The organism is Dehalobacter sp. DCA (assembly GCF_000305775.1).
GTDB lineage: Bacteria > Bacillota > Desulfitobacteriia > Desulfitobacteriales > Syntrophobotulaceae > Dehalobacter > Dehalobacter alkaniphilus.
In genome coordinates this window covers 953,557-972,001 of sequence record NC_018866.1, presented here as the reverse complement: position 1 = coordinate 972,001, position 18,445 = coordinate 953,557, and the positions used below count along the sequence as shown (strand labels likewise).

The 18,445-nt window shown below is 47.1% G+C and carries 14 protein-coding genes; 11 read left to right on the top strand and 3 right to left on the bottom strand.

Features of this window, described 5'->3' with window-relative positions; all coding sequences use genetic code 11:
• Positions 1-79: 79 nt before the first annotated feature.
• The 9 genes from DHBDCA_RS04515 (at position 80) to DHBDCA_RS04475 (ending at position 11,055) form a co-directional block, all read left to right on the top strand.
• Positions 80-631, top strand: coding sequence for a helix-turn-helix domain-containing protein (locus tag DHBDCA_RS04515; protein ID WP_015042986.1), 552 nt, complete (start codon positions 80-82; stop codon positions 629-631).
• A 14-nt stretch (positions 632-645) separates the two neighbouring features.
• Positions 646-2,334: an AMP-binding protein gene (locus tag DHBDCA_RS04510; RefSeq protein ID WP_015042985.1), complete on the top strand. Its 1,689-nt coding sequence runs from the start codon at positions 646-648 to the stop codon at positions 2,332-2,334.
• Between the two features lie 244 nt (positions 2,335-2,578).
• On the top strand, positions 2,579-3,061 hold the full coding sequence (locus DHBDCA_RS04505) for a bactofilin family protein (protein ID WP_015042984.1): 483 nt from the start codon (positions 2,579-2,581) through the stop codon (positions 3,059-3,061).
• Positions 3,062-3,366: 305 nt separating this feature from the next.
• Positions 3,367-6,168, top strand: coding sequence for a DNA polymerase I (gene polA, locus DHBDCA_RS04500; protein WP_034378554.1), 2,802 nt, complete (start codon positions 3,367-3,369; stop codon positions 6,166-6,168).
• A gap of 12 nt (positions 6,169-6,180) precedes the next feature.
• Positions 6,181-7,002 (top strand): DNA-formamidopyrimidine glycosylase, encoded by an 822-nt coding sequence (mutM, locus tag DHBDCA_RS04495; protein WP_015042982.1) that lies wholly within the window; start codon positions 6,181-6,183, stop codon positions 7,000-7,002.
• Positions 7,003-7,076: 74 nt separating this feature from the next.
• Entirely contained in the window at positions 7,077-8,951 is a 1,875-nt protein-coding gene (locus DHBDCA_RS04490; RefSeq protein WP_015042981.1) for an ABC-F family ATP-binding cassette domain-containing protein, read from the top strand.
• A 108-nt stretch (positions 8,952-9,059) separates the two neighbouring features.
• A complete protein-coding gene (gene ytaF / locus DHBDCA_RS04485; protein ID WP_015042980.1) occupies positions 9,060-9,722 on the top strand; it encodes a sporulation membrane protein YtaF in 663 nt (220 codons plus the stop codon).
• A gap of 8 nt (positions 9,723-9,730) precedes the next feature.
• Positions 9,731-10,315, top strand: a complete 585-nt coding sequence (coaE, locus tag DHBDCA_RS04480; RefSeq protein ID WP_015042979.1) for a dephospho-CoA kinase — start codon at positions 9,731-9,733, stop codon at positions 10,313-10,315.
• A gap of 155 nt (positions 10,316-10,470) precedes the next feature.
• Complete coding sequence (locus DHBDCA_RS04475) at positions 10,471-11,055, top strand: lytic transglycosylase domain-containing protein (RefSeq protein WP_015042978.1); 585 nt, start codon at positions 10,471-10,473, stop codon at positions 11,053-11,055.
• Here the strand turns inward: DHBDCA_RS04475 and DHBDCA_RS04470 are convergent.
• The 3 genes from DHBDCA_RS04470 to DHBDCA_RS04460 form a co-directional block, all read right to left on the bottom strand.
• On the bottom strand, positions 11,027-12,577 hold the full coding sequence (locus DHBDCA_RS04470) for a hypothetical protein (RefSeq protein WP_015042977.1): 1,551 nt from the start codon (positions 12,575-12,577) through the stop codon (positions 11,027-11,029). The two genes, DHBDCA_RS04475 and DHBDCA_RS04470, sit on opposite strands and share 29 nt — an antisense overlap.
• A 245-nt stretch (positions 12,578-12,822) precedes the next feature.
• Positions 12,823-13,722 (bottom strand): homoserine kinase, encoded by a 900-nt coding sequence (gene thrB / locus DHBDCA_RS04465; protein ID WP_015042976.1) that lies wholly within the window; start codon positions 13,720-13,722, stop codon positions 12,823-12,825.
• Between the two features lie 265 nt (positions 13,723-13,987).
• On the bottom strand, positions 13,988-15,277 hold the full coding sequence (locus tag DHBDCA_RS04460; RefSeq protein WP_015042975.1) for a homoserine dehydrogenase: 1,290 nt from the start codon (positions 15,275-15,277) through the stop codon (positions 13,988-13,990).
• Positions 15,278-15,658: 381 nt separating this feature from the next.
• Here DHBDCA_RS04460 and ilvE point away from each other — a divergent pair, with 381 nt between their 5' ends.
• Positions 15,659-16,525 (top strand): branched-chain-amino-acid transaminase, encoded by an 867-nt coding sequence (gene ilvE, locus DHBDCA_RS04455; protein ID WP_015042974.1) that lies wholly within the window; start codon positions 15,659-15,661, stop codon positions 16,523-16,525.
• Between the two features lie 222 nt (positions 16,526-16,747).
• Positions 16,748-18,445 carry a dihydroxy-acid dehydratase gene (ilvD, locus tag DHBDCA_RS04450; RefSeq protein ID WP_015042973.1) on the top strand — a complete coding sequence of 566 codons (1,698 nt, stop codon included), beginning with the start codon at positions 16,748-16,750 and terminating at the stop codon, positions 18,443-18,445.

Sequence of the window (18,445 nt, the reverse complement as noted above, 5' to 3'; positions counted from 1 at the left end):
AAGGCTGTAGCCTTAGCCAAGGCTTGGCTTCAGCCAAGTTTTACTTAAAACAGGCAAATTATAAGGAGGTGCCATTAACTTGACTGATCAACTAAAGGATATGGGTGCACGTCTCTTGATGCTGCGCGAGTCAACGGGCTTCACGCCGGAAAAAATTGCTGAGATACTCGATGTTCCGGTTGCGGATTATCTTCAATATGAAGCAGGAGAAAAAGATTTTTCGTTTAGTTTTCTGTACAATGTTGCAGGTATTTTAGGGGTTGACGTACTGGATATCATCAGTGGCGAGTCACCGAAGCTATCCACCTGCTGCGTGGTCAGAGCCGGCGGCGGGTATGAGATCAACCGCCGAAAAGCTTACGATTACAAGCACCTGGCCTTCACCTTCCGCAATAAGAAAGCTGAACCATTTATGGTGACAGTAGAACCGAACAATGCGATACCGGAACGTCATTCCCATGACGGGCAAGAATTCAATTACCTGGTTTCAGGATCCATGGACTTTTTTATCGGTGAGATGGTTTACGAACTCGGTGAGGGTGACAGCGTTTACTTCGATTCGTCCGTTCCCCACGCGATGAAGACCCATGGCGATGCTCCGGCAAAATTCCTGGCCATCGTCATGAAATAAAGGAGGACGCGCACATGATCATGTATGAGAAGTATATTGGCAGACACCGGGACGACTATGTCACGCTGGAAGATTTATATAAGAATTTTAAGGTGACCTGTCCGGATGATTTTAACTTTGCCTACGATGTCCTTGATAAATTGGCTGAGGAGAAACCCGATCAGCTGGCGATGCTCTGGGTAAGCAATAGCGGTGAAGAAAAAAGGATTACTTTTGCTGAAATGAAACGCTGGTCTGATAAGACGGCGAATTATTTTAAGTCACTTGGCATTAAAAAAGGAGATCTTGTCCTACTGGTTTTAAAAAGAAGCTATTTGTTCTGGTATGCCATGATGGCCCTGCATAAAATTGGCGCAGTGGCCGTTCAAGCAACGAACCTGCTGACGGCTAAAGATTATATCTATCGCTGCCAGGCGGCAGGTATCAAGATGGCCGTGATTACCGCAGACGGTGATTGTACCCGGCATTTTGACGAGGCTGCTCCAGAATGTAAAACGGTTCAGATGAAAGCGGTTACGAAACATAAGGAGGCAGGAGAGGGCTGGCTCGATTTTGAAGCCGGGGTTGAAGCTGCGTCTGACAAATGGGAACGCCCTACCGGCGAAGAAGCGACCAAAGTCACGGATATGCTGATTATGGCCTTTTCCTCCGGCACGACCGGCTATCCCAAGATGGTCTCGCATGATCATGCTTATCCCTTAGGACATATTATGACGGGCATTTTCTGGCACAGGGTAGAGCCTGGCGGTCTGCATTTCACAATCTCCGACACTGGATGGTTGAAATCCCTCTGGGGCAAAATGTATGGCCAGTGGTTAGGTGAATCAGCGATATTCACATATGACTTTGATACCTTTAACGGCGCGGATATTTTGCAGAAACTGGAGAAATACCAAATAACCACTTTCTGTGCACCGCCGACCATGTACCGCTTTATGCTGCGGGAAGATGTTAAGAACTTCAACCTGTCGGCGCTGAAACACTGCTGTACCGCAGGAGAGGCCTTAAATCCGGAAGTGTTCAATCAATGGCGGCAGGCTACCGGACTGCGTATCTTTGAAGGCTTTGGGCAGTCGGAGACAACCGTTTGCTGCTCGATCCTGTACCCATGGGTGCAGCCGCGACCCGGTTCGATGGGGATGCCCACACCGGGTTATCAGATGGTTGTTGCGGATGAAGACGGCAAAGAGGTTGACCCTGGTGTAACCGGGGAAATCTGCATCAAAGCTCCGGATTACGCGACCAAGACGAAAGGTCTTTTCATGGGCTATTACCGGGACGAAGTGAATACGCAGCGTTCCTGGCATGACGGCCTGTATCATACCGGCGATCTGGCCTACCGTGATGAGCTTGGTTTCCTGTGGTATATCGGCAGGAATGACGACATTATTAAATCATCCGGTTACCGCATCGGGCCTTTCGAAGTCGAGTCGGCGCTCGCAGAGCATCCCGCTGTTCTGGAATCAGCGGTAACGGGCGTTCCGGATCCTATCAGAGGATTTAACGTCAAGGCGACGATCGTACTGAACAAAGGTTACGAACCTTCGGAAGACATGATTAAGGAATTGCAGGATCATGTCAAAAAGGTAACCGCACCCTATAAATATCCGAGGGTGATTGAGTTTGTGACCGAGCTTCCCAAAACCATCAGCGGCAAAATCCGCAGGGTTGAAATCAGGGAAAAGGACTCACGGTCCGAATAAACGTACAGGATAATTGACATAAGAAAAGAGGATGCAACTTTTGCTGTGTCCTCTTTCTATTTTCCACTATATGCCCAATCCTATATATTTCGGCTGATTACCCTAAATTATTGTAGATTTACATATCACTGTTTGTAACTATTGTATAAAAATAGGACTAATGGCCTATATAATATTTGGCTCCGTTGTCATATCCTAAATTTAAATATACTGTTTAATAATGGAAGAGTGAAAGGAAAAGAAGATGGAAGCTGTCGAATTTGGTAAAAAAACGGATAATGACGTGTACGTTGCCAAAGAATGCAAAATAACAGGGAAAATAAACTCCAGAACCAATGTGATAATTGACGGGGAGCTTGAAGGTACAGTCGAAACAAAAGCAGATCTGCTTGTGGGTCCGCACGGAAAAGTAGAAGCAGAAATTTTTGCTGTAAACGCCCGGATACAGGGAGAAGTACATGGAAATATTACAGCTGAAAACTTATTGGTAATAGCTTCAACTGCCGTAGTCTATGGTGATATAAAAACAAAAGGACTTCAGATTGAACAGGGCGCAAGGTTCATAGGGAAGAGTCAAAATCATGATCAGGCAGACGGTATAATTGAACTAGAAACTAAGCCTGAGACTGAATATGAAAGTGAGCCTTCTGACAATCCCGAATTTTTAGAAGGAAAGAAGAAGTCGAAACTTTCCTTTAAGCCTATTGTCTATAACAGGATGTCTTAGAGAGGTGGGAACTGTCTACCCTCGGAGGTCAATGCCAGTATCCAGGAGCTCTCCGATACTTTTCAGAGAATAGCATGATGAATGATCGAAATCAATGATGCAGCGGACAAAGAAGTGTGAATGACTGAAATCAGCGGATATTAAACGGCTTGCAGTAATGCAGCCGTTTATTTTTCTGTGCTGTGTACTTGTTGTACTTGATTCCAGAAAAGGTTATGATATAGAAAGGTATATTCAAAGGAATTGTTTTGACGAATGATTCCGAGGGAGATTCTGAAGAAACGGTTCTTGAAAGGAGTATTACGATGCCCCGAATGCTGATCTTAGACGGTAACAGTCTTATATATAGAGCTTTCTATGCGCTTCCACCGCTTAATTCCGACGAAGGGCTTCCCACGAATGCCGTGCACGGCTTTCTGACGATGCTGTTCAGGCTCCAGAAAGAGCAGAAGCCTGACTATTGGGTCGTAGCTTTTGACAAGACGAAAGCAACGGTCCGCATCGAGCAGTTTGCAGGCTACAAAGCGCACCGGAAAGAGACACCGGAGACTTTGCGGCCGCAGTTTAATTATCTGAAAGAGATTCTGCGGGTGATGGCCGTTCCGATGCTGGAACTGGAAGGTTACGAAGCGGATGATATCATAGCGACAGTAAACGATCTGGCGATTGCCCAGCAAATAGAAGTTTTAATCTTCACCGGAGACAGGGACGCTCTTCAGCTGATTTCACCGCATAGCTCTGTGCTGCTGACAATGAAAGGGATTTCGGAAGTTGAGTGTTATAACGAACAACGGCTGGAAGAAAGATATCTGCTGAAGCCTGCCCAGATTATCGATCTGAAAGGCCTGATGGGGGACGCTTCGGACAATATCCCCGGGATTCCCGGTGTGGGGGAAAAGACCGCACTGAAACTGCTTCACGAATACGGGTCCGTCGAAAATGTGCTGCAGAACAAGGATGAGGTCAAAGGCAATAAATTAAAGGAACTGCTGAATCAATACGCTGATCAGGCACTCTTAAGCAAAAAGCTCGCAGCAATGATTCACGATGTGCCGGTTACGTTTTCTCTTGACGACTTAAGATGGATGGAGCCGGACAAAGTTGCCTGCAAAAAGATCCTCCATGGCTACAGCTTATATAAAGTCGCATCGCTGTTTGAACAGAGCCTCACTGCGGTAACGGGTCCTGAGCAAATGATCGAAAAAGGCAAGAAGCAAAAAGCATCAGGTAACAGAAATCAGGAAATTAAGACTCACGGGATAGCTTCTTCTAAGCCAGATTTAATTGATGACCTATATGGAGATTTATTTAAAGATTTAGATGGAGAGCCGAATATAGATCAGTATAAAGGCGGCATGAAAGATCACAAGGCAGAGATCATTGATACGGTCCAGCAAGAAAAGAACATGGACGGAGAAGGCTGGCTGGAGCTGCTGAATACTTGGCTTGAGCAGAAACCGGTCCTCGCACTCAGTTATCGTTTTGAGGGCAGGAATATTCATCAGGGGCTCTGGACTGAAATGGGGATCTGCGATGAACATCATACGTATTCGCTAAACCGGTATGCTGCTGCTCCAAGTGTGCTGCGTCTCTGGGAAGAAATCCTGGCTGACGACGGTGTCCGCAAAGTGGTTGCAGACAGCAAGGGGCTGTATTCACTGCTTCTCAATGAGAATAAGACATTCGCCGGCGTTGATCTGGACCTAAGCCTGGCCGCTTATTTGCTGAATCCGAATCGGTCCAATTTTAGCGCTTCGGAGCTGCTCAGGGATTATGCGACAGATTTGTTTTCGTTTACTCCGGCCCGTGAGGCCGCGTTGCTACGGAAACTTGCCGCTTCCTATATGGAAAAACTGGCGGAAGACGATCTTGAAAAGCTCTTGCATGAGGTTGAAGAGCCTTTAAGCCTCATATTGGCCAGGATGGAAAAGACCGGAATTGCCCTGGACAAGGTGAAACTCCAGGAATATGGTCAGGAACTTGAGGTTAAGATCAGCCGATTGGAAAGTGAGATTTACAATCTGGCCGGTGAAAACTTTAATATCAATTCGCCGCAGCAGCTTGGCAGGATTCTATTTGAGAATTTAGGGCTTCCGCCACTCAAAAAAACTAAAACGGGTTATTCAACGGATGCGGAAACGCTGGAAGAATTGCGGACGGAGCACGCTGTCGTGGAGAAACTACTGGAATACCGGCAGCTGGTCAAACTGAATTCCACCTATGTCAAGGGCCTGTTGGCCCAGTGTTGTGACGGCAAAATTCATACCACGTTTCAGCAGACGGTTACAGCTACCGGCAGACTTTCCAGTACAGAACCGAATCTGCAAAACATTCCAATCCGTCTGGAAGAAGGCCGGAAACTTAGGAAGGTTTTCCAGGCAACTCAGGAAGACTGGCTTTTGTTATCCGCGGATTATTCTCAGATTGAATTAAGAATTCTGGCGCATTATTCGAAAGATCCAATACTTTGTGAGTCCTTCCTGATTGGGGAAGACGTGCACAGACGTACAGCTGCCGAGGTGTTTGACGTAGTGCTGAACGAAGTCAATTCAGATATGCGGCGCAAGGCCAAAGCGGTTAACTTTGGTTTAATGTATGGTCTGACGGACTTTGGACTGGCCAGGGATCTGACCATTTCCAGAAAAGAGGCAAAATACTATATCAGTCAGTATTTTGAAAGATACAGCGGTGTTCACCGTTATCTTGAGGAGGCCGTCGCTGAAGCCAAAGAAAAGGGAGAGGTTCGTACGATGCTGAACCGGCTGCGGAAAATCCCCGAATTGTCTCATCCAAACAGAATGACGCGGCAGTTTGGCGAACGGATTGCCAAGAATACCCCGATCCAGGGAACCGCGGCTGATATTATGAAAATTGCGATGATTAAAGTAGCTGAAGCGCTTGGGGGCCTGCAGGCAGAAATTCTGCTTCAGGTTCACGACGAACTGGTAGTCCAAGTCGAACCGTCAGCGCTTCCCAAGGTCGCAGCAATTGTCAAGAAAGAGATGGAGCAGGCTTTCCCGATTTCTGTTCCATTGCTGGTAGACTGCAAAGTCGGAAGCAACTGGTATGATATGGTCCCTTATCAGGTAGGTGCGCTGTTGTTTTAGGAGGTCGATCCGATGCCTGAACTTCCCGAAGTAGAAAGTATCCGGCTGTCCCTGGCTGCAAGGATCTTGGGAAAGACAATTGAAGATGTCGAAGTCCGATGGCTTCCGGCAGCAGTTTCTCTGGCGGATGAGGATTTCAGCGCTTTGGTCAGGAACCGGACGATTGAAAGCCTTGACAGACGTGGCAAGTATCTGCTCATGAACCTGAGTCACGGCCTTACGATGATCATTCATTTCAGGATGACCGGGCGTTTGATCTATTATCCTGAGCAGCACGAGCCGGATAAACATACGCATGTTGTGTTTAGGCTCGATCAGGGAGAACTTCATTACTCCGATATCCGGAAATTTGGCAGAATACAGCTGGTGTCTTTTAAAATGGCATTTAAGGCTGCCTGCTTGGCTAAACTTGGGCCGGAACCGCTGGACGAGTCATTTGCATTTGATCAGCTCGGGATGCGACTGGCCAGGAAAAAGAGTACGATCAAGGCTGCGCTGCTGGATCAGACCGTCGTAGCCGGTATCGGAAATATTTATGCGGACGAGGCCCTGTTCCGCGCAGGTATTTTGCCGGATAGGAATACGGCTTCGTTAAAGGTGTCGGAGATTATTCTGCTTTACGATGCGATCTGTGAGGTTCTGCAGGAAGGAATCACGGCTGGCGGAACATCATTTCGTGATTATCGTGATGCAGACGGCAAGAAGGGTGCATTTCAGGAAAATCTGATGGTTTACGGACGCAGCGGTCAGGAGTGTAAATATTGTGGAGGCCAATTGGCCAAAATCAAAGTAGCCGGAAGGACAACGGTGTACTGTCCGAACTGCCAGAAATAGATGAAATTTGTTTTGAAGAAGGAATAACTTTTCATGCAGGAAGAAAGAATCCAGGAGGAGTATTTCACAGAAGGATGAGCATACTTTATTGCAATGGACTTGAAATTGAAGTAGCAGGGAGCACCCTGCTGGATCATATAACGCTGCGTTTGGAAAAGGGTCAAAAAGCCGGCCTGGTCGGAGCCAATGGGGCAGGTAAAACAACACTGATCAGGGCTGTCATGGGAGAAATTGCTCATGAAAACGGAGATATCAACTGGCAGGGTACTGTCGGCTATCTGCCGCAGACGACTGCATCCACAGCAGAACACGGTACAGTATTTGAACAAATGCTGGCGGAACGCCGGGATATTCTTGATATGCGGGACAGCCTCAGATCCTTGGAAAACAAAATGGCGGAGCAGGCCGATGAGAAAACGCTCGAAAGGTACAGTCTGCTTACGGAACAGTATGAAAGGGCGGGTGGTTATGCGCTCGAAGCCAGGATCCGCAAGATCCTGACCGGACTCGGGATGGACCGGCATCAGACGACTGAAGCTAATCATTTAAGCGGTGGTCAGAAAACCCGTCTGGCGCTTGGTAAGCTTCTGCTGCGTGATCCGGACGTTCTGATTCTTGACGAGCCTACGAACCATCTCGATATTGAGGCACTGGAATGGCTCGAAAATTACCTGGGAGATTATGCTGGAGCTGTGCTTGTCGTTTCCCATGACAGGTACTTCCTGGACAGAGTCGTGGACAGCACCTTCCTGATTGAGGATGGGTTCCTGAAAGCTTACAACGGCAACTATTCGGAATTTGAACTGCAGCGGAATATTGAAAGAATATCGCTGACCAGAGAAGCGGAACGGATCAATAAAAAAATTGCGGACCTGGAGGAGTATATCCGGCGTCATGGTGCCGGAATCAAGGCCAAACAGGCCCGGGGCAGGGAATCCATGCTGAAAAAAATTACGCCGGTGAATGCGCCGAAAGATTCGAAAAAACTCAGCATAAGCCTCCAGGCCAAGACCCGCTCAGGTGACCGGGTTCTCGAGATAGACGATCTGGCCGTTAAGTACGGGCAGAAGACCATATTTGAACATGTAGGTTTGGAATTGCGCCGTGGTGATAAGATTGCCCTGCTCGGCAGAAACGGGGTCGGAAAGACGACGCTGTTAAGAGCTGTTACAGGACAAATTCCGTATGACGGTACGATCCGGACCGGGGCGAATGTCTCCGTCAGCTACTATTCCCAGGAGCATGAGAATATTGGATTAAGAGAAATTGTCATGGACGAAATCCGTTATTCATCAACGCTTGATGACCCGGAAATACGCAATGTTTTGGCCCGGTTTGGCTTCCGGGGAGAGGACGTTTTCAAACCTGTTGCTGGTTTAAGCGGGGGAGAGAAAAGCAGGCTGGCGCTTTGCAAGCTTTTTCTGAATCAGGGAAACCTGCTTTTGCTTGATGAGCCGACCAACCATCTCGATATGGAGACGAGAGAAGTCCTGGAGGAAGTGTTGCAGGATTACAACGGGACAATTTTGACCGTATCCCATGACCGGTACTTTCTGAACCGAATCGTGAATAAGATTGCATTGCTTACAGTGAATGGTCTGAAGGTATTTGAGGGAGACTACACAGCCTATCGTGAGATGAGCGAGAAGAGTGAAAATGAAGAAATGGAATCTGTTCAAGCCACTGAAGATCAGACCTGTAAAAATGAAGAGGCTCAAAAAGCCAGAGATTACAGGGAAGAGTCCAAGAATACCAAACGGATAGAAAAAAAGATCAAGCAAATCGAGGAAAAAATTGCGGATACAGAATTATTGCTTCAAGAAATTGAGGATAAGCTCGATGCCGCAGCCAGTGATTATGAACTGACATTGTCACTGCACCAGTCGTATGAGAAAGTGCAGGCAGAGCTCGATTATCTGATGGAGGAGTGGCTGGTTTACCAGGATTAATACGGGAAACCCGACAGACCGACGACCACAGATGAGCCGGCGCGGCACACCAAAACGAGGTTACAGCCATATATTATCCCGAAGGAAATACTTAAGGGGTAAAAGAATATGGGAATGGCAATGATCCTTGCTTTGGCTTTGAGTCTTGACGGTTTTGGGGTAGGGATGGCCTACGGTCTGAAGAGGATTCGGATACCGCTCAGTTCCATGATGATTATTGGCTTTTGTACGGCACTCGCCATGACAGTCTCGATGTACTGCGGACATCTGATCACGTCTCAGCTTACGGTGATCCATCCCGGTATTCTGGGAGCAGTCGTTCTTATTGCAATCGGCTTGTATCAATTGATTCAGACTTTGAGAAACAGAGCGGAACTGCCTGAAGCTGTCCCGGTAATGGTAGCTTCAGTCGGGCAGAGAGATGACAATCCGTATCGTACTTTGTTCAGTATTAATTTGAATTTCTTTGGTCTGGTCATTCAGGTTTTGCAGACACCGGATGCGGCAGACATTGACGGCTCCGGAGTCATTACGCTGAATGAAAGTCTGCTTCTCGGCGTGGCATTGTCCCTGGATGCGTTTGCTTCGGGTGTAGCCGCTGCACTGACAGGAATTTTCTGGTATGTCATCGGGATGGTGACGCTGATGCAGGTTCTGATGATCTTTACCGGTCAGGTATTGACAGGCAGGCTTCCGGCGAGCGTTATGGCGAGAGTCAGGTATCTGCCGGGGATCGTCCTGATACTCATCGGGTCATTAAAAATAATTTGAGGTTAAACATGATCAAAATTGGACTTACAGGAGGAATAGCAAGCGGCAAGACGCGTGTTGCCAGCTGGTTTGCGCAGAAGGGCATCCCAATTTTTGACGCGGATGACGCAGTTCATAGGTTGTATGACGGGCCGTTGATCCCTTTGATCGGAAAAGAGTTTGGATCTGAATGCGTCCGAGATGGGAAGATTGACCGGGCGGAGCTAGGCAAAATCATATTTGCCGATCCTGAGGCCAGGCAAAGGCTTGAGGAACTTGTTCATCCTTTGATCCGGCAGCAGATGCAGGATCAATGCCTGAAGGCAGAAATCCAAAGTGAAAAGCTGATTATCCTGGATATTCCGCTGCTTCTGGAAACGGGATGGGGGAAATTTGTCGACGAGGTTTGGGTCGTTTATGTCCCTGCTGAAATACAAATCACCAGGCTGATGGAACGAAACAGCTTAACTAGGGAAGAGGCTGAGCGGCGGCTTGCTGCGCAAATGCCGCTGGAGGACAAAAAAAGGAAAGCCGACCGGGTCATTGATAATTCCAGGAACTGGAGAGAAACTGAAAAACAACTTGAAATGATCTGGAAAGAACTGTTTTCCTGAAATCTCCATTCCATAGATTTATCTGTAATTCAAGGTCTCGGCTTGCATTGAAGCAGCTTTGTCGTATATAATGTTTCAGAATTAAATCATATCTTTGCTCAGATCAACATACTGATAATCAAAAGGTTAGAATATTGAAATAGGATGGGTGCATTTTGTTTATCGCAAAGAAGAAAATTGTTAAGACCATAACAATTATTTTTTTATTATTTATGATCCTGGCTGTATACCAGTCAAACTTTGTCGGCAGAATGATGTATCCTTTTCCATACAAACAGACCGTTGAAAAATATGCTGCACAGTATGATACGGATCCTTTGCTGGTGATTGCCGTAATCAGGGAAGAGAGCAGGTTCATCACCAAATCGAAATCATCCAAAGGGGCGGTCGGATTGATGCAACTGATGCCAGGGACAGCTAAAGAGGTAGCTGTCTGGCTGAAAGAGGATTACGCGAAGACTGATTTACTTGATCCAGAAACCAATATTCGTTACGGAACCTGGTATCTTGCTTCTTTGAGCAAGGAGTTTTCCGGCAATACGGTTCTTACCCTGGCAGCTTATAACGCCGGGATTGGCAGGGTGCAAAGCTGGCTGGATGATTGGCCGAAGGACCCGAATGCGTACCGTATTGAGGAAATTCCAATTACAGAGACCAGGGAATATGTCGAGAAGGTTTACAGAAGTTATGAAAAATATTTGGCCCTTTATGCTACTCAACATTCCGGAGGGCGTGAATAAATGCTTTTAATTTAGCAATCGTAAGCTGTCTGTCGTTTTTGCTTTTTTGTTTGACTGCAACACTACGGAGAGAGTCCCAAAAAGCCGAGGTCATATTGCTTTCATTGACTTCAAATACAACAAAAGGCAGGGCGGTCTTCGCAATCATCACGCCGACCGCGTCTTTGGCATAGATCAGATAGTCCTTCTTTTCTTCCTCGGAAACAAGACGCAGATGATAATTCTCATGATTTTCGAGCAGAAAGATAAGGTGCTGGAGATGAGCCGTGTATTCTTCCTGCGTATAGTATAGTTCCTGATCGTGGATGATGAAGGAAGAGAAACCGATGCGCAGTTCACCTTTTTTCATAAGGATAGGATCGGGGAGAGCCGCAATTTCATAGTACTGATGTAGGAGAAGGTTTTTCTCAAAAGTTTTGATCCGGCTTTTATGGTAAGACAGGATGTTTCTTTTTTCCGTGCTGCCGATCCGGGTCAAAATATGTTCGAAGGTTGCAGAAGGCATGGTTACCATGGAAAGTGATTCTGTTTTCAGGATTGTATCAGCTTCCGCACTGTCAAAATGGGCCAGCGCCAGTGAATATCTTTTCTGATATTCCTGTTGATTTCCGAGGGTATAGATGTTCATCAGTGGACGACAGACGGACAGATAATCGTTGAATTCATCGGTCAAAGCGCTGACCGTTTTTTTATCTGTCACCAGAAAATTAGCGGCATTCGCTGTCTTGTTTTCTACAGAAGTTGAAGTTAAGGCGGCGGTTTGGGGGGCAATGAACAAAGTCCGTCCGAAAATCCCATCCCGTTTTCTTGGGCAATAATAGGGTTCCACGGCTCCGGTCATATAGATGGGCATCCACTGGGTGATTGCCGAGAGCATTTCATCCAAATCCCTGCTGAGCGTGTGGATGATTTTGATCCTATTTCCAGCCAGAATCGCCTTTCTGAGCAAGGCCGACCATTTCTTCGTAAAGGAATAATCCCCGGTTAACCAGTCTATCCGCTCGTCACTATATAAAAGAAGCGTTTGGGGAATCTTGCCGGATAGCAGCATGGTCAGAAATGTACTCACAGCTTCCCGTTTACCTTCCTCACCAAAGAAGACGGCACCATCCATCTTCAGCTCCATGACAAGTTCCGGTTCCTCGCTGCTTTCCAACAGAGACAGGTTTTTGAACTTAAAATTGGACAGTCCGTTTAAAAATTCGCTGACTGTTTCGGTATCATTGCCGATTTCACCTGAAAGCCACTGATGGACCAGGATTTTAAACTGCTCGATCTGAGATTCTGCGGTTGGCATCATGTTGAGCTGTTCAAATACAGCAGTGATTTGATACGCTTTGGTACAGCGCTGCGCCAAATAGGAAGACATTGTCTTCAGATAGTTGGCGTTGCGGGAAGGCTGGCGTTCTCCGCGCCGAAAACGGCTGATCAAAGACGCATCTACGGAGATCTGCTGAGCCAGAGCGCTATTACTTGTTTTCGTAATATTCATTAAGAAATCTAATTTTTCTGCAAAAGTCATTAATAATCCCACCTCAGGATTAATTATGAAGTGATTTCAAAGCAATAGCAAGAATTTTGTCATGTTCTTTGACTTTTTGACGGTCATGAATGGCAAAGGAGCGACTCGCCAAGGATGGTGCAATAGCCGAAGAGCGGTTAGGGTACATGACGTAAGCCCTAAGTTAAAAAAATACTGCCAATAGTATAAACGATTAACAGTATCTTATAGGTTCATTTACGCTTGTTTAGGGCTTACCCAAAATATCAAATTTCAGTCAGCACGGCTCCCTCAGAATCAATATCCAGGGTCAGGGCTGCAGAAGACAAACCATTCTCCTGGAGTACGTTCTTCATCGTCATGGCTATCTGATCTTCTTTTCCATAGGGGCAAAAAGCAATCAGAGTCGGTCCGGAACCACTCAGGGCTGCGCCGTACGCGCCAGCGCGGACAGCAGATTTTAAGGCTTCGGGCATACCGGGGATCAGAGAAGCTCGCTGATTTTGATGGATCCTGTCCTGAGTGGCAATCGCCAATAAATCGTATTCCTCTTTAACAAACGCATCAACTAAAAGGCCGACGCGGGAAGCATTAAAGATCACATCAGTCCTGGAAACAGAAGCAGGCAGTATCCCGCGCGCTTTTTCAGTTTTAACGAGAATATCCGGGATCACGACGACGGCTTTGAATTTTGGAGACTTCGCCAGCGTCCTCGGAATAAGCTTGTTTTCATCCATGACTGTCAAGGTGATCCCGCCGCAAAGAGCAGGCGAGACATTATCCGGGTGGCCTTCGATTTCAGAAGCGATTTCAAGCAATTGAAGCTTGTTTAAGGGGCTTCCGGCTACCGCGTTTGCGATAATCAACCCGCCGACAACGGCGGTGGAACTGCTTCCCAGTCCGCGGGCAGGCGGAACATGGCTTTCCAGGGTGATTTTTAAGAATCTAGGCTGGAAACCAATTTTCTGCCACAGCCTGCAGGCTGTTTTCCATAAAAGGTTTGTTTCATCTGCCGGAATATTGCTCGTATAGGTGCCTTTAAGGATAATCTCCAGTTTTTCACTTTCTTCAGCCTGGATATAGTTATATAGCCTTAAAGCCAGTCCCATACAGTCAAAACCTGGTCCGAGATTTGCTGAAGTTGCTGGTACTTTTACTTGGAACATCGTTTCCTCCATTTTTGCTGATAATATCGATTTGTGTCTGAACTTCGTATAAATTCTATAACAATTACTGGGCGAAGTAAACAGCTAGCAGTTCAATCTCAAATAACGTTAATTTCATCAGTTCCAGACTACGTCTCCATAATGGATGGACTAATGTCGCGATGCTATGCAATAGCAAGGAGCGACAAGCCAAGGAGGGCACTATCTGCCGAAAGCGGTTATCCATTATGGAGACTAACCCGAGCAAAGCAAAAGTATTACGATATTAGACTCCGCTTGTCTCCAACCGGATAACATTATAAATCTTATCCAATTTGCTGTAGGAATTTAGGGACTGGATGGCCTGACGGAGCTGTCCTTCCCGGCAGGGGTGGGTCACCAGTGCGATTTCGGCGCTTTTATCCGGCCGCGGTTTCTGGATGATGGAATTAAAGCTAATATCAGCTTCAGCAAAGAATAACGCCAGTGTTGCAAAGACTTTTGGCTCGTCTTTAACTTTAAGCCGGATGTAATAAGCGGTTGTAAAATCATCCGTTGAGATGATCGGATAGTTGCGGTAACAGCCGCAATTCAGGAGTCCTTCGGATCCGGCGGACATATTGCGTACAATCTGGATAATGTCGGCTACAACGGAACTGCCTGTCGGCAAGGCTCCGGCGCCTTTCCCGTAAAACATTGTTTCTCCGATAGCATCACCGGTGACATAAATCGCGTTGTACACACCGCTGATATTGGCCAGCGGATGTTTTTTGGAAATCAGGGCGGGATGCACCCTGACTTCGATCCCTTCTTCCTGATTTTTGGCAATGGCCAGCAGCTTAATCACGCAGCCGAGCTCATCGGCATAGTGGATATCTTCCGGAGAAACGTTGGAAATTCCTTCGGCATAAACATCGTTAAACGTCACGCGCGTATTAAAAGCCAGGGAAGAAAGAATCGCAAGTTTGCGGGCGGCATCAAGCCCTTCTACGTCGGAGACCGGATCTGCTTCAGCATAGCCGAGCTCTTGGGCTTCTTTCAGGACATCAGCAAAATTGCGTCCCTGTTCGGTCATAGCAGACAAAATATAATTGGTCGTACCGTTAATAATCCCAAGCAGTGAGGAGATCCGGTTGGCGGTCAGGGATTGCCTTAAGGCAGCGATAATCGGGATACCGCCAGCGACACTGGCTTCAAAATACAAATCTCGGCCGTTCTTTTTCGCAGCCTCAAGCAGTTCTTCTCCATTTTGAGCTAAAAGATCTTTATTGGCGGTAACTACATTTTTGCCGTTTGCCATTGCAGTCAGGATAAGCGTGCGGGCTGGCTCGATACCGCCCATTACTTCGACAACAATGTCAATTTCCGGATCATCCGTGATCTCCCTGGGATCGTCTGTCAAAATAATGCCGCGGCAATCCGGCCGAGGTTTATGGATATCATGGACTAAAGCCTTCTTTATAGTTATATCTGCGTTGGTACGGGTACTGATGTCATACCGGTTATTTTCCAGTATGGCGGCTGTACCTGATCCCACAGTTCCAAAACCCAGTAAACCAATTACAATTTTCTTCATAAATATTTCCTCCCTATCCCCTCTGAATGAACAAGTGTTTCTGTACAGTGGACATTATACCAAGCTATCCCGAAATTGGCAAGGATATTTTTGATCGGCCCACTGCAGGATGAAAAGTATATTCCAAATATATTGACACAGTTAACTGTATCATATACACTTAGATAAAATAATTATATGTGCTATAACACAGCGTTAACGAGATAATGATGGTTCAGAAAGTCCGTAGAGTTTTTCTCATATATGAATATGCACGTTAGGAAGTGTAGCAATTAGACTCCCTGTTTTTTTTTATTAAGGTATATTTTACATGTTGATTGTGTTTCGTTACAATATAGATAGTGTTGAAATCAAAATTGATTTTCGGAAAGGAGTATTCACATGATTATCTATTGCGATGGTAAATTTGTTGACAGCCAGGAGGCGAAAATTTCTGTATTTGATCATGGCTTTCTTTACGGAGACGGTGTATTTGAAGGGATCCGGGCCTATAACGGCCGGGTATTCAAATTAAAGGAACATATTGACAGACTGTATGAGTCCGCTAATGCGATTCTGTTAAACGTTGAGGTAAGCCGTCGGGAAATGATGGATATCGTTGTAGAAACTGTAAGAAAAAACAACCTTACAGATGCTTATATCCGCCTGATTATTTCCAGAGGGGTCGGAGATATGGGCTTAGACCCAAGGAAATGCCCTAAATCGGAAATTATTTGTATTGCCGGCAATATTTCATTGTATCCGCAGAGCATGTACGAAAACGGGATGGAGATCATTACGGCTGCAACCCGACGGAACAGTTCAGATGCGTTAAGCCCGAGAATCAAATCCCTGAACTATTTAAACAATATTATGGCCAAGATTGAAGCCAACAGGGCAGGTCTGATGGAAGCATTGATGTTGAATCAGGAAGGGTATGTCAGTGAAGCCACCGGCGATAACATTTTCATTATCAAAGACGGAGTTATAACCACACCTCCAGTTTATGCCGGGATTTTAAAAGGCGTCACCCGTGATTCGGTTATTGATTTAGCCCGCCAGGAAGGGATCACCGTTCAAGAAGAGCTGTTTCATCTGATTGATGTCTACAGTGCCGATGAGTGCTTCCTGACCGGTACGGCGGCTGAGCTGATTCCGATTATTATGCTGGATTCCAGAAAGATCGGGGACGGTAAACCAGGACCCGTATTTAAAAAGCTGCTGGCTAAATTCCACGAATATGTCAAAACAGAAGGCGAGCCTATCTAGTAAGCATTTCTAAATAACTTAAACCTTCATAGCCGGGTCTGTGTGCCACAGTTCCAGCGTAAGCGGAGCATGGATGCGGAGCGCGGCTGTTAGCGCCATGGAGGGCGCTATCTGCCGAGAGCGGAATGTGGCGCGCAGACCAGACCCAAATGATTATATTAATAGATTGAAGACAAACGATAGATTAAAGACGGAAATTTTTTCAGGAAAGGAAGCGATCCCATGAACAGTGATGCAGTAAAAGTCGGAGTTGACAGGGCGCCTCACCGGTCTCTATTTAAAGCTCTCGGACTTACCGACCGGGAAATCAATAAACCCTTGATCGGTATCGTAAACTCCTTTAATGAATTTGTGCCCGGGCATATGCATCTGCGTCAAATTGCCGAAGCAGTCAAAACCGGAGTCAGAGAAAATGGCGGTACGCCGCTCGAATTTTCGACGATTGGTGTATGTGACGGCATTGCCATGGGACACGTCGGGATGCATTTTTCCCTCGCGAGCAGGGAGCTGATTACCGACTCCATTGAGATTATGGCCAGAGCACATGCTGTCGATGCCCTGGTATTTATTCCGAGCTGTGACAAAATTGTCCCTGGAATGCTGATGGCTGCGATGCGGCTGAATCTGCCGTCCATCGTCGTGAGCGGCGGGCCGATGCTGCCGGGTCGTCACGAGGGAAAAAATGTTGATTTTATCACCGTCTACGAAGGCGTCGGTAAAGTCTACAGCGGCCAGGAAAGCCAGGAGTGGCTTCAGGGCCTCGAACAGAATGCGTGCCCGACCTGCGGTTCCTGCGCCGGGATGTTTACGGCAAACTCCATGAATTGCCTGACAGAGGTGATCGGCATGGCGCTACCCGGCAATGGTACGATACCGGCTGTCTATTCCGAGAGAATACGCTTGGCCAAAGAAACCGGTTATCAGGTTATGAACCTGCTGCGGGACAATATCCGGCCGCGTGATATTGTAACGAGCACTTCAATCAGGAACAGCATTGCCGCCGATATGGCGTTAGGGTGTTCAACCAATACCATCCTTCATCTGCCCGCGATCGCGTTTGAAGGAGAAATCGAATTTGATTTGGCCGAGATCAATGCAATCAGTGACCGGACCCCTCAGATCTGTAAACTGAGTCCGGCGGTGAACGGGCATTATCTCGTCGAAGTCAATGAAGCAGGCGGGATCAGTGCCGTTTTGAAGAGCTTGCTGGATGCCGGTTTGATTGATGGTTCCGGGATGACAGTTTCCGGCAGTACCATGGCGGAAAGACTAAGCAGCGCGGCTGTCAAAAATCCGAGTGTGATTCGGCCGCTAACTGATCCGTACTCCGCCAAAGGCGGACTCTGTGTCCTGTTTGGCAACCTGGCACCGGAAGGAGCCGTGATCAAAGTAGGTGCGCTGGCGAACAGAGATATTGTCTTCGAGGGCGCGGCCAAGGTTTACGACGGAGAAGACCTGGCGGCGGAAGCGATCCGCAGCGGCGTGATCAAAGAAGGCGATGTCGTGATTATCCGCTATGAAGGACCGAAAGGCGGACCTGGTATGAGAGAGATGCTCGGACCAACAGCAACCCTAGCAGGAATGGGCCTTGATTCTTCCGTGGCGCTGCTCACCGACGGACGTTTTTCCGGAGGCAGCCGGGGACTTTCGATCGGGCACATTTCTCCGGAAGCAGCGCTCGGCGGGGAGATTGCGTTCGTCGAGAACGGCGATATAATTCGGATTGATTTAGAAAAACGGACCATTGACTGGCTTCTGCCCGAATCTGAAAAAGCAGAAAGAAGAAACAGCTTTGACCCCAAAAAAGGGTTGGAGAAAGTGTATAAAGTAGCAGGCCGGACAGGATATCTGGGACGTTACGTCCAATTTGCCCAGTCGGCCAATAAAGGAGCAGCTTTCCGGACAGTTAAGGAGGAATGA

Excerpts from the sequence above, each read along its gene's own strand:
- DHBDCA_RS04510 (WP_015042985.1), top strand. The coding sequence starts at position 646 with ATGATCATGTATGAGAAGTATATTGGCAGACACCGGGACGACTATGTC.
- DHBDCA_RS04505 (WP_015042984.1), top strand. The coding sequence starts at position 2,579 with ATGGAAGCTGTCGAATTTGGTAAAAAAACGGATAATGACGTGTACGTT.
- polA (WP_034378554.1), top strand. The coding sequence starts at position 3,367 with ATGCCCCGAATGCTGATCTTAGACGGTAACAGTCTTATATATAGAGCT.
- mutM (WP_015042982.1), top strand. The coding sequence starts at position 6,181 with ATGCCTGAACTTCCCGAAGTAGAAAGTATCCGGCTGTCCCTGGCTGCA.
- DHBDCA_RS04490 (WP_015042981.1), top strand. The coding sequence starts at position 7,077 with ATGAGCATACTTTATTGCAATGGACTTGAAATTGAAGTAGCAGGGAGC.
- ytaF (WP_015042980.1), top strand. The coding sequence starts at position 9,060 with ATGGGAATGGCAATGATCCTTGCTTTGGCTTTGAGTCTTGACGGTTTT.
- coaE (WP_015042979.1), top strand. The coding sequence starts at position 9,731 with ATGATCAAAATTGGACTTACAGGAGGAATAGCAAGCGGCAAGACGCGT.
- DHBDCA_RS04470 (WP_015042977.1), bottom strand. The coding sequence starts at position 12,577 with ATGACTTTTGCAGAAAAATTAGATTTCTTAATGAATATTACGAAAACA.
- thrB (WP_015042976.1), bottom strand. The coding sequence starts at position 13,722 with ATGTTCCAAGTAAAAGTACCAGCAACTTCAGCAAATCTCGGACCAGGT.
- DHBDCA_RS04460 (WP_015042975.1), bottom strand. The coding sequence starts at position 15,277 with ATGAAGAAAATTGTAATTGGTTTACTGGGTTTTGGAACTGTGGGATCA.
- ilvE (WP_015042974.1), top strand. The coding sequence starts at position 15,659 with ATGATTATCTATTGCGATGGTAAATTTGTTGACAGCCAGGAGGCGAAA.
- ilvD (WP_015042973.1), top strand. The coding sequence starts at position 16,748 with ATGAACAGTGATGCAGTAAAAGTCGGAGTTGACAGGGCGCCTCACCGG.